This is a genomic window from Providencia rettgeri, from assembly GCF_001874625.1.
GTDB lineage: Bacteria > Pseudomonadota > Gammaproteobacteria > Enterobacterales > Enterobacteriaceae > Providencia > Providencia huashanensis.
Map to the genome: position 1 here is coordinate 2,182,505 of NZ_CP017671.1, position 14,388 is coordinate 2,196,892.

General features: G+C 39.5%; 16 protein-coding genes and 1 pseudogene. 9 read left to right on the forward strand and 8 right to left on the reverse strand.

The window, feature by feature from the left end; all coding sequences use genetic code 11:
- Window positions 1-37 precede the first annotated feature (37 nt).
- Entirely contained in the window at window positions 38-331 is a 294-nt protein-coding gene (locus tag RB151_RS10060; RefSeq protein WP_042844358.1) for a DUF5339 domain-containing protein, read from the reverse strand.
- Between the two features lie 238 nt (window positions 332-569).
- Here RB151_RS10060 and RB151_RS10065 point away from each other — a divergent pair, with 238 nt between their 5' ends.
- Window positions 570-971, forward strand: a complete 402-nt coding sequence (locus tag RB151_RS10065; RefSeq protein WP_048607047.1) for a hypothetical protein — start codon at window positions 570-572, stop codon at window positions 969-971.
- Here RB151_RS10065 and RB151_RS10070 read toward each other — a convergent pair whose 3' ends face one another.
- A complete protein-coding gene (locus tag RB151_RS10070) occupies window positions 972-1,610 on the reverse strand; it encodes a TetR/AcrR family transcriptional regulator (RefSeq protein WP_042843973.1) in 639 nt (212 codons plus the stop codon).
- A 195-nt stretch (window positions 1,611-1,805) separates the two neighbouring features.
- On the opposite strand from RB151_RS10070, the gene RB151_RS10075 reads away from it, so the two are divergent.
- The 5 genes from RB151_RS10075 (at window position 1,806) to phoH (ending at window position 5,553) form a co-directional block, all read left to right on the forward strand.
- Entirely contained in the window at window positions 1,806-2,615 is an 810-nt protein-coding gene (locus RB151_RS10075; protein ID WP_042843972.1) for a threonine/serine ThrE exporter family protein, read from the forward strand.
- Entirely contained in the window at window positions 2,606-3,076 is a 471-nt protein-coding gene (locus tag RB151_RS10080) for a threonine/serine exporter (RefSeq protein ID WP_042843971.1), read from the forward strand. The genes RB151_RS10075 and RB151_RS10080 overlap by 10 nt, the downstream gene beginning before the upstream one ends.
- 244 nt (window positions 3,077-3,320) lie before the next feature.
- Entirely contained in the window at window positions 3,321-4,271 is a 951-nt protein-coding gene (locus RB151_RS10085) for an endonuclease (RefSeq protein WP_164975511.1), read from the forward strand.
- A 267-nt stretch (window positions 4,272-4,538) separates the two neighbouring features.
- Window positions 4,539-4,721 (forward strand): hypothetical protein, encoded by a 183-nt coding sequence (locus RB151_RS10090; RefSeq protein ID WP_042843970.1) that lies wholly within the window; start codon window positions 4,539-4,541, stop codon window positions 4,719-4,721.
- A 46-nt stretch (window positions 4,722-4,767) separates the two neighbouring features.
- Entirely contained in the window at window positions 4,768-5,553 is a 786-nt protein-coding gene (gene phoH / locus RB151_RS10095; RefSeq protein ID WP_042843969.1) for a phosphate starvation-inducible protein PhoH, read from the forward strand.
- Window positions 5,554-5,620: 67 nt separating this feature from the next.
- On the opposite strand, the gene zinT is transcribed toward phoH, so the two are convergent.
- From zinT to RB151_RS10120, 5 genes are all read right to left on the reverse strand, one after another.
- Window positions 5,621-6,265 carry a metal-binding protein ZinT gene (gene zinT, locus RB151_RS10100; RefSeq protein ID WP_042843968.1) on the reverse strand — a complete coding sequence of 215 codons (645 nt, stop codon included), beginning with the start codon at window positions 6,263-6,265 and terminating at the stop codon, window positions 5,621-5,623.
- Between the two features lie 197 nt (window positions 6,266-6,462).
- Window positions 6,463-7,302 carry a siderophore-interacting protein gene (locus RB151_RS10105; protein ID WP_071548033.1) on the reverse strand — a complete coding sequence of 280 codons (840 nt, stop codon included), beginning with the start codon at window positions 7,300-7,302 and terminating at the stop codon, window positions 6,463-6,465.
- A gap of 401 nt (window positions 7,303-7,703) precedes the next feature.
- Window positions 7,704-7,883, reverse strand: coding sequence for a DUF2474 domain-containing protein (locus tag RB151_RS10110; protein WP_048607056.1), 180 nt, complete (start codon window positions 7,881-7,883; stop codon window positions 7,704-7,706).
- Entirely contained in the window at window positions 7,840-8,850 is a 1,011-nt protein-coding gene (gene cydB, locus RB151_RS10115) for a cytochrome d ubiquinol oxidase subunit II (protein ID WP_042843966.1), read from the reverse strand. The genes RB151_RS10110 and cydB overlap by 44 nt, the downstream gene beginning before the upstream one ends.
- The gene (locus tag RB151_RS10120; RefSeq protein ID WP_042843965.1) at window positions 8,840-10,177 is read right to left on the reverse strand and encodes a cytochrome ubiquinol oxidase subunit I; all 1,338 of its coding nucleotides are present in this window, start codon (window positions 10,175-10,177) and stop codon (window positions 8,840-8,842) included. Before RB151_RS10120 ends, cydB begins: the two co-directional genes overlap by 11 nt.
- Window positions 10,178-10,403: 226 nt before the next feature.
- On the opposite strand from RB151_RS10120, the gene RB151_RS10125 reads away from it, so the two are divergent.
- Both RB151_RS10125 and RB151_RS10130 read left to right on the forward strand, forming a co-directional pair.
- On the forward strand, window positions 10,404-11,828 hold the full coding sequence (locus RB151_RS10125; RefSeq protein WP_048607059.1) for a PLP-dependent aminotransferase family protein: 1,425 nt from the start codon (window positions 10,404-10,406) through the stop codon (window positions 11,826-11,828).
- 92 nt (window positions 11,829-11,920) lie between these two features.
- A complete protein-coding gene (locus tag RB151_RS10130) occupies window positions 11,921-12,487 on the forward strand; it encodes a HutD/Ves family protein (RefSeq protein ID WP_042843962.1) in 567 nt (188 codons plus the stop codon).
- On the opposite strand, the pseudogene RB151_RS10135 reads toward RB151_RS10130, so the two are convergent.
- A pseudogene (locus tag RB151_RS10135) lies at window positions 12,484-13,094 on the reverse strand (LysE family translocator). The gene RB151_RS10130 and the pseudogene RB151_RS10135 sit on opposite strands and share 4 nt — an antisense overlap.
- A 171-nt stretch (window positions 13,095-13,265) precedes the next feature.
- On the opposite strand from RB151_RS10135, the gene RB151_RS10140 reads away from it, so the two are divergent.
- Complete coding sequence (locus tag RB151_RS10140) at window positions 13,266-13,727, forward strand: Lrp/AsnC family transcriptional regulator (RefSeq protein ID WP_042843960.1); 462 nt, start codon at window positions 13,266-13,268, stop codon at window positions 13,725-13,727.
- Window positions 13,728-14,388: the final 661 nt, after the last annotated feature.

Genomic DNA, 14,388 nt, shown 5'->3' on the forward strand with positions numbered 1-14,388 from the left:
TAGGCTGTATTTTTTTAGGTGATATATATGAACGAAACTACTTCGTTTTGACCGCTTCTTTCGCTTGTTCAATAGCTTTAAGGGCTTGGCTACAGGCTTGCTCTTGGGCATCATCGGGGTAGCTTGCTAATGCCTTTTTCGCCTCTTCTAATTGGGATTTCATTAAGGCAATTTGCTCTCCCGCATTAGCTTCGTCTTTGTATTGTTCTTCTGCTTGTTTAACCAGATCATTCATTTCTTTAAAATAGGTATCACATGTTGGCCCTGCACTTGCATTAAAAGCGGTTAGAGCCACAAATAGACCACAGATTAACGGAAGAGTTCTTTTCATCATAATTTCGCTTTTAAAAGTCATAATATAATCAGGATAACATTCCATATAAAAAAACGCACCACTCAAAGGTTGCTAATGTTTTTAAGATATAAAAATTACATACATATTAAGACTATTCCTTTCCATAACTTGGCGTTATAGCATATTTTGCAAAATAGAAATGATAATCATTCTTGACTTAGTGCAGTGAAAAAGTGTACATTCAAGTACACTTTATTGGTATGAGAGAATAACTATGGCAAATAAAATTATGGTCAGCACAGAGAACTGGCCTGTCTGTGTAATGAATACCTTTCCTACATCAATGGATGAAACACGCTTATGGGTAGAGGAAATGGATTTACTATTAGCGAGAAGAGAGCAATTTGTGTTGGTTTATCCGCCAATTGCCGTGCAAGAAAAACCATCGAGGGAAGATATGGAAGGGATGAAATATGTACGCCGTTGGCTAAAATATGCAAAAGAACCTATGGAACAACATTGCCGTGCCATGGTTGTGACGTTGCAACCAGATGGCAGCGATAAAGAAGAAAAAGAACGTATGGCACCTATGTTATCAGAATTGTATGGTCCTGAAGTTTTGTTAGCCGTTGATGTTAAAACAGCCAAAGAGCAAGCTGAGTTAGCTTTAATTTAGTTATATTGCAGTGGAACTTATTTTGCGTATATAGCTGGCAATGATATCAACAGAAAGGGTGATTTGTTGTTCAATAAATTCATCGCTAGGTTTGAAATCAGCGACACAAAAAGTTGTAATGAATACATCCGCTTTTAACATTTCTAGGAAACGGGAAGAAATACTTAGGAGTGTTGTTTCATCCACTTTAACATCAGGTAATTGACTGAGTTTTTGTGTGAGTGAACGGTAGCTTTTTACAGGGCCTTGTTCAAAAAAGGCCTGACTGATTTCGGGGAATCGGTTATATTCGCCAAGAATTAGCCGATATAAACCAATGGATTGTGGCTTAAGGACATTCAAGAGAAAGCGGGAACCGTAAAATGATAAAACCATTTCAATGGTATCAAGTTTTGGAGCTTTTTCATTTGGCTCAATAAAGATGTCATCTATCATAGCGGCAACCACGGCTGCAAATAACCCTTCTTTATCACCAAAGTTTTTGTACAGGGTAGAACGAGAACCACCCGCCCGCTCAATAATCATATCCAAAGTCGCCCCTTCAAAACCATACTGAAGAAAAATATCAGCAGCGGCAGTGATTAATGCTTGATTACGGCGTTTCCCTTTTGGGGTTTTAGCCACTAATGGGTTATTCATAAATGATTAATCTTCCCCTTTTTACTCAACAACAAAATAATGTTATCAATTTTACCAAAATAGTTTGAATCAAGTCACCTTATTCGCGCTTTTACCTGAAAGAGATCATAAATTCAACGTATGTTTAGCTCTATGATATTTTAGAGGTTAACATGTTTAAGTCGATATCTGAATGGATGTCATTAGGGGGACGAGATGGTAGGGTGTGCAACAGAGCAAAACGTCAGCGAGAATGAATCAATTAATAAGCAGAGAGAAATAACCAGGCTGTGTATCGAGTGTGGTTTACTTCTCTTACAGCATGGTGCCGAAAGTATGTTAGTTGAACAACTTACGACACGTGTTGGTATTGCTCTTGGGGCAAGTCAGGTTGATAGTGCAATTTCATCGAATTCACTGGTATTGACCACAATTATTGATGGGCGTTGTTTAACATCCACTCGTCGTATTATTGATCGTGGGATTAACATGCATGTTGTTACTGAGGTTCAACATGCGGTGATCCTTGTAGAGCATCATTTATTAGACAGTAAACAATTGCAGAAAAAACTGTCGTTAATTAAACCGTTACGTTACCCCCGATGGTTAATGGTATTCATGGTGGCATTATCTTGTGCTTGTTTTAGTACCTTAAATGGCGGGGGCTGGGAAAGTGCATTGATTACATTTATAGCCAGTGGATGTGCGATGTATATTCGCCAAGTCTTAACGTCTCACCAAATGAACCCGTTGATTAATTTCTGTATGACTGCGTTTGTTGCCACCTCCGTTTCAGGCCTATTGTTGAAGATCCCATATTTGGCGGTTACAGAAACCATCTCGATGGCAGCAAGCGTATTGCTGTTAGTGCCTGGTTTTCCGTTGATCAATGCGGTTGCTGATATGTTCAAAGGGCATGTCAATACAGGGGTTGCACGTTGGACCATGGCAAGTTTGCTGACATTAGCGACATGTATTGGTGTGGTAGTTGCTATGACAATATGGGATTTAAGAGAATGGGCATAAGTTTTCTACTTGAATTAGCTGAAAAGATGGCGTTAGCTGCAATCCCTGCGGTAGGTTTTGCTATGGTATTTAATGTTCCTGCTAGAGCATTAAAATATTGTGCATTATTAGGCGCGATTGGTTATGGCTCTAGAATTGTATTAATTGAATTTGGTTTACAAATAGAATGGGCCAGTTTTGTATCCGCTATACTCGTTGGGGTGATTGGTATTCAGTGGTCTCGCTGGTGGTTAGCACACCCTAAGGTTTTTACTGTCGCTGCGGTGATACCGATGTTTCCGGGAATTAGTGCTTATATTGCGATGATTTCGGTCGTGAAAATCTCTCAATTTGGTTATAACCCTGAGTTAATTGAGGTTTTAGTCACTAATTTTCTCAAAGCATCTTTTATCGTTGGGGCATTATCTATTGGTATCTCGTTACCTGGCTTATGGCTTTACCGCAAAAGGCCGAGTGTTTAATGATAAATTAAAAGTAACAGTTTCTACTAACTTTGCATAAATTCTCATCATGGTTTTAATAGATAAAATTGAGTGACTCCTGATACCATTTGTGTTTTTATTTGATTAGAATAGATGTATATTTTCTTATATACTTTAAGGTGTTAGCGTTAATCCTATCACCTTATTCTTATTTTTTGCTGCTATTCTAGTCATCGGTGCTATTTTGAAACAATCCAGTGTATTTAAATACGTTAAACGTTTTATTCCTTTTATAATTATTCTTTTTTCCATTCCTGCATTTTCATCACCAAATTCGTTTACAGAAGCTAAAGTTCTCAGTAAAAATCAGGTGTATAAAGACCAAAATAAACAGGGCGAAGGGACACTATATTGTGGTTGTCAGTGGGAATGGTCTGGCAAAAGCGGTGGACAAGTTGATTTAGCCTCCTGCGGCTACCAAGTGCGTAAACAGCAAACACGTGCTCAACGAATTGAATGGGAGCATATTGTTCCGGCGTGGGTCTTTGGGCATCAACGACAATGTTGGCAAAAAGGCGGCAGAAAAAATTGTGTTTCAACTGACCCAGTATTTGGGATGATGGAGGCTGATTTGCATAATTTGGCTCCATCCATAGGGGAAGTTAATGGTGACCGAAGCAATTACCGTTTTGGGCAATTGGGCAATGATGTAGCTTATCCGTATGGAATGTGCCAGAGCCGTGTAGACTTTGCACAGAGGGTGTTTGAGCCCCGTAATGAAGTCAAAGGCCAAGTTGCTCGTGTCTATTTTTATATGCATGACCGTTATAATTTATCGATGTCACGCCAACAGCAACAATTATTAATGGCTTGGGATGAAAAATATCCGCCTAGTCAGTGGGAAATGCAACGAGATGAGCGAATAGCAAAAGTCATGGGGCATCATAATCCATTTGTGACAGGGGAAAAAAAATGGCGTTTAAATCATAAAAATACAGGGGAAGGGTTGCGTGTTTCACAACCGTCATCATCCACTTATAGTCACAATCAGCAACGAGTGACAAATAGACCTGAATCCTATGAAATCAAAGGCAACATTAACTCAAAAAAATACCATTTTTCACACTGTTCAGGCTTTAAAACCACCGCAGATAAAAATGCTAAAATGTTTGCAACAGAGGCCGAGGCTAAAGCAGCTGGTTTTATATTAGCGGGAAATTGTAAACCACGTTGACGATATGTTTATTTCACCTAACTAGGTAATTATTTGATTAGCTTATTTTATTTTTTAGCTATGACACCAAATGTTTTTTTATCACAAAACCATTAAAAAATGTTAGAAAAATGTTGCTTTTCGAAAAAAAATAACGCTATATTTAATGTAAATAAAAAACTGTAGCAAAAACATGAGCTCATCGGGTTTCAAAAAATGTTGCAGTTTGTCATATTAATGTCATACAGATTCATTAGTTTAAAGGTATCGCTGTCACAGGAGAAACTAATGGGAAATAATTGTTTATTTAGGTGTATGCAAAACCGGTTACCACTCCATCATGGAACTGTCATGGTGAGATTGGTAACCGGTTTTTTTATTGGTGACTTTTCTGAAATGAAATTATATCGCCAAGCACAAGTTCCACCATTAACTATGAGCTTGAAGGGAGCTCCTCTCTGTTTTGAATAGTCCGTCATTTGAATTGACATCACTGATACCTGGAAGGGTTAATACTATGAGTAGACAGAAAGCTGCAACAAAGGCACGTCGTGAAATGAAACGTTCATCACGTAAAGACCGTTCTGGTCGGTTTGATATGAATAATGTTGCGTCTTTTGCTGAATTTACAGGCATTGAGCCTATTGGTATGGCAAAAGAACGTCGTGATGAATCTCCTATCTTGCCAAGAAATGACGCTCAAAAGCTCTATATTAATTCCATTAAGCATAAGCAATTAATTTTTGCTAATGGTGAAGCGGGGTGTGGGAAAACCTACATAAGTACTGCACTTGCTGCGGACGCGTTAATTCATAAAGATATCAATAAGATTATTGTGACAAGACCTGTTCTTCAAGCGGAGGAAGATCTCGGTTTCTTACCGGGGGATATGTCGGAAAAATTTGCACCTTACTTTCGTCCTGTCTATGACGTTTTGCTGAAAAGGTTAGGAGCCTCTTTTTTACAATATTGTTTACGTCCTGAAATTGCTAAGGTGGAAATAGCGCCATTTGCCTATATGCGTGGTAGAACCTTTGAAAATGCGATTGTAATTTTAGACGAAGCGCAGAATGTCACAGTCACACAAATGAAGATGTTTTTAACCCGATTAGGTGAGAATGTGACGGTAATTGTTAATGGTGACGTCACACAATGTGATTTACCTGAGAATGTGCCATCAGGGTTGGCAGATGCATTACAACGTTTTAGTAGTGATGAAATGGTCTCAATGGTGAATTTCACGATTGAAGATTGTGTTCGGTCACAATTGTGTCATAAGGCATTGTTGGCTTATAACCATTAATATCGTCATTATTGCTGATGCCCCGTGGTTAATTACGGGGCATCTTGTTTAATCTGAAAGCGGTTGATTAGTGATATAACATTTCGTGTACAATTTGTTCATCGGTTAAAGTATAAGGGTAGTAGGTTGGCCAATTTTCTAGTTGCCCTAATAATTTTTCTTGCGAATCATTACCCATATATAAATGGAAGTGGCCCGAGGTTTGCGGCTCAATGATATGGTCGCTAAATTGAATATATTTTGGTGCTTTCGAGTTTGCGTCTTGGCACTCAAATAAATAGCGAACACCTTTTTTCCCCGAAACGTAATTCAGTATTTTATAACCAGAATATGTGTAGTGGCAGCTATTTACGACACCATTTTGGGTAAATTCGATAATGTCATTTTCAATACCGATGCTATCAACATCCGTTGCATAGCCTTTTTTATAATACTCTCGGTACTCTTCAACGGTTTTATCTTTATTTTTTTTCGCTTTATTTTCGAGCACTTCATCAAGTTTTCCATTTAATAATAATGGGTTGACGGATACCCAAATACCTTGCCAATCACTCAGTGACCTATTTTTGACATCAGCATCATCAAAAACCCCTTTGGAAGCTTGAAGTGCTTTTTCTGATTGGGGATGAGCGTGACTGTGTGAACCATGAGAAGTTGCAGTAAAGCTGGTTACAGCAAGAACAGTGCATAAGCTCGCTTTTAGAATTGCCATTTTGTACACAATAATTTTCCCTATTTTATCGAGTGGATAAGAAAATGATGGGTATGTTATAACATAACATTAATGGCAATGAAAAGTGTTTTAACGTCATTTTTAAGCGATGCAATAAAATGGTGGCGTTTGTGAATGACAGTTTGGTGGGGTAGATAAACTCGCTTATTAGGGCTAATAAGCGAGTAGAGGGGGTTTTAATCGTCTGGGTTATCCATTACGGCGTGGCGTTCATGATGGTAACCTTCTTCATCATAGCCATGACGCCAGTATGGGATAGCATAAATATCTTCACGGCCAAAACCCTTTTCACGACGAATAAAACGGCGTAAATCACGAATTATTTGGTCTTCTCCGGCAATCCAAAAAGCAGTATCACTGGTTGGAATGTCCCATGATTTAAAAGTAGAGATTAACGCATCCGTTTTAGTGATATCACCACAAATCCAAATAATTTCAACATGTTGTGGTTTTTCTAATTCACGAATATCTTCTTGGCTATCTAACCGTAAAACAACTTTACCTTGTGCATCTTTAGGCATTTTTTCTAGTAATGCGGCAATGGCTGGTAATGAGCTAGAATCCCCAGCCATAAAATAGTGTTTTCTAATAGGTAAGAGTGGGTCTGGACCACCAGGATTGGTGATCCCCATCCAATTACCCGGCTTTGCATCCCGAGCGAAAAGATAAGCGGGGCCTGTCACGCCATCATGCATTGCAAATTCAATATCAATTTCTTTTATTTCAGGTCGAATAGCACGCACACTATAGGTTCTCACAAATGGGTGGGGCTCATTTTCTGGCCAACTACGACCTTTTTCTGTTAATACAGGTAATGCTGGCTGGCTTTTTAAATCAGGAGCGAGAAAAATTTTCAGATGCCCACCTTCACAACCTGTAGGATAAGCACTGAGTTTTTCTCCGGTGAAGGTAATGCAACGGATAGAAGGGCTGACATCCCTAATCGATTTAACTTGGATAAGCTGTGGTGGAGCCGGGCGGTAGATATTTTTTTCAACGGGTTGTTCGGTAGCCACGGACAATCTCCTATGTTAATGATAATTTTATTATATGGTAATTATTATCATTATCATGAATATGCCGAAAAGTTGCAATACATAGTCTATGATTGTGGGGAGGATTTTTGTGTTTTATTAACCGGTAGTCAATTGAGTGATTGATCTGTACTGATAGCCGTCACTTAAGGAATAGCGATGGGATGACTATTCAGCAGGGGTTAATCGATAAATCAGTAAAATAAAGCGGTATAGTATGGTCGTAAGAATACATTTGAAGGCATGAAAAATTGACTGAATATGTAAAAAGGTACTTTGTTACGTTGTAACGTTTAGGCAATGAACTCTTTCGACTCACTGAATGCACTCAGCGTATTTATAAAATATGCCGTATATAAACTATACGGCATTCAATAGGTTAACTACTTCACTTTCATTCCGGCGGCGGTCATCATTAACTTAAATAGATAAGAGAATGCGAATAACGCGAATACACTCCCTAGCCAAATGACCGCCATCCAACCAAGTTTTTTCCACCAAGGTGAGGCTATCACGTTATCAGTGGTAGCCTTGGTCTGGGGTAATTTTTCCTCTGAAGACATAGTAACTCCAATAGGTATAAACCAAAATAACGGGAATAATGAATAATGCACCAACGAGCATAAAGCCCAAGCTTTCCGGTGGACCAGCGGCTTCACGGAAGCTAATTACTGGCGGAATGAGCGTTGGCCAAATACTGATCCCTAGGCCAGTAAAACCAAGGAAAATCAGTAAAAGTGCCGCCAAGAATGGCACGCTATCATGTTGCTGGCGTTTAGCACTCTTTAAGATCAACCAAGTGCAGCCTAATACTAGTAATGGAACAGGTAAAAAGAAGAATAGGTTAGGGAGTGAGAACCAACGGTCAAACACAGCTTCATTTAACATTGGTGTCCATAAGCTAATGATTGCAATAACAGCTAACATCAGTAAGGTTAATGGGCGCAGGATACGATACATGGTACGGCGTAGGTGGCCTTCAGTTTTCATGATTAACCAGCCACAAGCGAGCAACGCATATGCCACGACTAAGCCAAAACCACAAAATAGTGGGAACGGCGCAAACCAATCAAAATAGCCCCCCATGTAAACGCGGTTTTCAACATGGAAGCCTTGAATAAATGCCCCGACAACCACACCCTGTACAAATGTGGCGAAAATAGACCCCCAAATAAAGGCATGATCCCAATGTCGACGATGCGATTCGTCTGCTCTAAAGCGGAACTCAAAAGCAACACCTCGGAAAATCAACGCTAATAACATGAAGGTTAAAGGGATAGAAAGAGCATCTAATACAATTGCATAGGCGAGTGGGAATGCACCAAATAAGGCGGCACCACCTAAAACCAGCCAAGTTTCATTGCCATCCCATACGGGGGCAACGCTATTCATCATCAAATCGCGGTCTTGGCTATCTTTCAGGGCTGGATACAAGATCCCTATACCTAAATCGAAGCCATCCATTACGATATACATCAACATACTAAATACAATGATGACAAACCAAATGAGAGGTAAATCAATGCCCATGAGTTGCGTCCTCCGCGATACCTTTACGAATTAATTTCATCATGTACATGTAACCGATACCGAATACACTGCCATAGACGACAAAGAAAGCGATTAGGCTAATACTCATGTGCATTTCACCGTGTGCACTAACAGCATCAGCGGTTCGCTGTAACCCATAGACAACCCATGGTTGGCGGCCTATTTCTGTGGTAAACCACCCTGCAAGAATAGCGATTAAACCAGAAGGTGCCATGAAGAAAATAAAACGTAAAAATGCTTTTGACTCGTAAAGGTTTTTACGATAACGCAGCCATAGCCCCCACACGCCAGCAACTATCATTAACAAGCCTAGCCCGACCATGACGCGGAATGACCAAAACACCATAAACACATTTGGCCTATCTTCTGGTGCATATTCTTTTAACGCTGGCACTTGTTTATCAATGCTGTGTGTTAAAATTAAACTTGCCAGATAAGGGATTTCGATAGCGTATTCCGTTTTTTCTTTTTCTTGGTTGGGGATACCAAATAAAATAAGTGGCGTCGCTTCACCGGGTTTGTTTTCCCAATGGCCCTCCATTGCAGCAACTTTAACTGGTTGATGCTTCAATGTATTTAAGCCGTGTGCATCACCAATCAAAGCTTGAACGGGGGCTAATACCAAAATTAGCCACAGTGACATGGAAAACATCTTTTTCATGGCACTGGACTTGTTACCTTTTAGTAGGTGCCATGCAGCAGAAGCACCGACAAAGAAAGCTGCCGCAAGGAATGCTGCGGTTGTCATGTGCAGTAGGCGATAAGGGAAGGATGGATTGAAAATAACGGCCAACCAGTCAACGGGTACAATACGACCATCAATGATTTCAAAGCCTTGTGGCGTTTGCATGAAGCTGTTAGATGCTAAGATCCAGAATGTTGAGATAATGGTTCCGAGTGCGACCATGCAAGTCGCAAAAAAGTGAAGTTTTTCACCCACACGGTTCATACCAAACAGCATTACACCAAGGAAACCCGCTTCTAAGAAAAATGCAGTGAGGACTTCATAAGTTAGTAATGGCCCAGTAATACCGCCTGCAAAATCAGAGAAGAAGCTCCAGTTAGTCCCAAATTGATAAGCCATTACCAACCCAGAAACGACACCCATTCCGAAATTAACCGCAAAAACTTTTGACCAAAAATGGAACAGCTTTATATAGTCTTCATCACGAGTTTTAAGCCATAAACCTTGAAGCACAGCGAGGTAACTCGCTAGCCCAATCGTAATGGCGGGAAAAATAATATGGAACGAGACCGTAAACGCAAATTGAATACGGGCGAGTTCCAACGCACTTAGTCCAAACATATTGACCCCTGAATGGAAATGTTAATGGCACGCCCATTTAAAGCTTTGGTGATAACAATCGAAGCGCTTATCCCTAGCAAAAAATCGTTAACGCCGGATACAGCTAAAAATGTTTTGTGCTTATAGTTAAAAAAAGTCAGGTGAATGTGTGGATAAGTAGAACATGAGACGATAAACTATAATAGTAACAATTATTGAGAAATTAACTATAACAGTTGAGGCGGCTATGACGAGATATGAACAGTTAGCAGCGCAAATTCGTCAACAAATTGAAGACCATATCTGGCAAGTTGGTGACAGATTACCTTCACTTAGGGAAAGCGTTAAGCAATCAGGTCTGAGTTTAATGACCGTGGTACAAGCCTACCAATTACTCGAAAGCCAAGGTTGGGTCGTTGCTCGCCCGCAATCAGGCTACTATGTGGCTAACCGTAATAATTCATTTGCTGCGGCAAAGGGAGGAAAAGGGCTACATTTAAATGAGAATGTAGAGATTAACGCCTCTATTTTTGGTGTGCTACAAGCTTGTAAGGACCCAGATATTATCCCATTTGGCTCCGCATTTCCAGAACCCGCCCTGTTAGATGAACCAAAGCTTGCTAAATCGCTAGCTTCAGTGGCAAGGCGCTTATCAAAATTTAATACACCAGCGAACCTTCCACCGGGGAATGAGCAATTACGGCGTAATATTGCCCAACGTTATGCCACTCAAGGGATCCACGTTGCACCCGATGAAATTGTCATTACAGCTGGGGCGATGGAGTCCTTAGTTCTTAGCTTACAATCAGTTACGCAACCAGGGGACTGGGTTGTTATCGAGTCTCCAGCATTTTATGGTTCTTTACAGGCGATAGAACGTTTAAAACTCAAAGCAATAGCTATCAAAACTGACCCTATCTTTGGTATCGACCTAGATGCACTTGAAGAGATAGCGAATAAATACCCAATTAAAGCCTGTTGGTTAATGACTCACTATCAAAACCCCCTTGGCGGCACGATGCCACAGGCTAACAAGAAGCGCTTAGTTGATATTCTCAATAAACACCAAATTGCGTTAATTGAAGATGATGTTTACGGTGAACTCTATTTTGGCAATAAACAACCCATCCCTGCTAAGGCTTTAGATACCAAAGGTAATTTCTTCCATTGCTCTTCATTTTCCAAATGTTTAGCGCCGGGTTATCGGGTTGGCTGGGTTGCGGCTGGTCACCACGCGACAAAAATTCAACATTTACAAATGATGAGCACAGTTTCTGCCAGTGTACCGACTCAATTGGCGATTGCTGAGTATCTTTCTCTGGGCGGTTATGACAATCATTTGCGTAAACTGCGGCAAACTATGGAGCAACGTCAACATCAGATGCTCGGGGCCATAGCAAAATATATGCCGGCTTCAGTAAAAGTTAATATGCCTAAAGGCGGGTATTTTTTGTGGTTAGAATTTGAAGCACCTTTTAATGCTATTCGTCTTTATCAATTGGCTCTTAAAGAAGGGATCAGTATTGCGCCTGGTAGTATGTTTTCAACGAGCGAGCAGTTCAACCATGCATTTCGTCTGAATGCTTCATTTACATGGAACGAGCAAGTAGAAGAGGCCATGAAAACTTTAGGTCGTTTATGTCACTATTTAATTAATGAGAGGCGCGAATAGTCACATTATTGTTGTTAATTCATTGCCTTGAGAGACTAACTTTGCCAATCTAAGCTAAAACCACAAGTACCAATGGCAGCATAGGGGGTAATGTGAAAATAAAATGTTTTGATATGACGGAGTTACCTATCCTTGATTGGAATGATGGCGGGGGGTTTAGCCAAGAGGTTTTTTGCTGGCCTGTCGCATCGGATTACTCTTTACGTGCAAGTATTGCAACGATTAATAAAGATAGCTACTTAAAACGCTATGCGGAAGGCGAAAGGCTAGCTATCTTGCTTAATAAACAGCCGCTTTCATTAACCGATAACAAGGGTGTTGAATATCCACTAGGGCAAGTGGGTGACAGTATTCAGTTTTCTGCTCAGCAGTATTGTGCAGTTAATATAAAGCAACCCTCAACTCAATTATTGAATTTTATTTTTCGACAAGATAGGTGGAGCGTTAAAAATTATTTAGTGACTGAAAAACGTAGGTTACCGGCAAACCAAGCAGGCCTTGTTTATGTACTTGAGGGCCAGTGGGAGGTTTTTGGTGGAAATTGTAACATAATGGCAAAAGGGCAAGGGGGCTGGTGGCTTCCTGATATCGGTGAAGGGGAGGTTAAGCCACTTAGCACCGATAGCAAATTAATTTGGATTGAGTTGTTGCCTCACTAGCTGGTTGCTAAGCCAATTGCAGCAAAAGTCAGCATTCCCCCTGCAACACCTTCGGTTATGCGGCGTTTTTTATCATTATAAGTTTGCTTGTTATGCATGGACGCAAATAATGCTCCGATCACACCGTAAATAACAATACAAGAAAAATAAAAGTGGCAGACAAGATCAACGATTGAATAGCAACACTTTCATTTAATTGGATAAAATTAGGTAAGATGGCGAAGTAAACTAAGAGACCTTTAGGGTTGAGAAAGCTGGTCAAAAAGGCTTTGCCGATGATTGATTTTGTCGAGGCTGTTTTAATGCATATTTCACGTGTTCTGATGGCTGATAGCAGCATACAAACCGCGAGATAAGCCACATACGCGACACCTACCCATTTAATTGTATGGAAAATGGCTGGTGAGGCAGCAACAATCGCTGATAACCCTAATGCGGCAAGTATAGCATGGGTCATATAGCCCATAATAATTCCTAAATTAGCTTTCCAAGCAGCAATGGCCCCGCCGGAAAGACCTTGAGCAGAAATAAACAGCAGATCAGGTCCTGGTGTACATACCAGAGGGATCACAGTTGCGCTAAATAACAGCAAAGTTTGTAACTCCATTTGAATACCTCATGTTGATTATTTTTATTTAACACAACTGGCCAGTCGCAATAAAATTATAACTATGTATCGATAGTGTTGGGTTTTTTTATTGCTTGTAAAGCGTTAATTTTTGATATTAAATATCAAAAATTAACTTAAAAATAGCACTCAGATTCAATAGGTGAAAATATGGTAAAACTTGATGCCATAGATAAACATATTTTACGGGTTTTACAACGAGACGGTAAAATTCAAAATATTGAATTAGCTAAAGAAGTTGGGCTTTCCCCTTCTCCTTGTTTACGCAGAGTTAAATTATTGGAAGAAGCTGGGGTGATAAAACGTTACGTTGCGGTGCTTGATGGCGCTAAGATTGGGGCGGGGTTATCTTTATTTGCGCGTATTTGGTTTAAAACGCAGGATGCTCACACCATCAATCAATTTGTCCAAGAGATAAAGCAAATGCCAGAGGTTGTTGAATGCCACTTAATGGCAGGGGAATGTGATGCGCTAGTCCGTATTGTGACACATGATCTTGCATCATATCGCCGTTTCCATGCCGACCATCTGACACAAATTAATAGTATTCAAAGTATTAAGACTGAAGTGCCAATGGAAACAGTTAAAGTGACTTATGCATTACCATTATGACAGTATCGCTAATCGTTTATTGTTGTTTTATCAATTTTGTTGGGGCACATTCAGTTAGCTCTACAGTGTTATCAGGTAAGTAAAAATAGCCTGATTTCCCCATTTTTTTGATTTAACAATTAAAATAGTGGGCATAATATGCCTTGCATCAGGCATTATGGCGGTTGTGACGAATCAATAATAGTAACCGATATATTATTTAGTATTTTAAGAAAAGACAATAAGTAAAATATAAAATAAAATTTTTATTTATTAAATATTGTTTAACTATGGGTAGGTGATATTTAATTGTATTTTGAAAATTAATTTTACAAATTGAAATATAATTATTGATTTTAATATATAGAGAGAAAAGTTATGGTGAAATAGTAGCGTTGTTGTTTAGTGTGAGAATGTGAAATGTACTTATTTATATATCGGTTCGTTTTTTGATTAGGTATTTGGCTCAATAATAGTAACTGTTGGGTTTATAAATCAATACTACTGATAGCGTAATCTAATTGCTTGATATGTCAGTAATGAAATGGTTTTTTTTTGATCCTGCGCAACATCATTTTATATCCCTTCCTTATACTAGTATTAATCAAAAAAATATAATGCGAATATTTCTTATTTAATGAAGTTAGTAATTTCCAGTTTATTTCAATAACACGAATGTAAT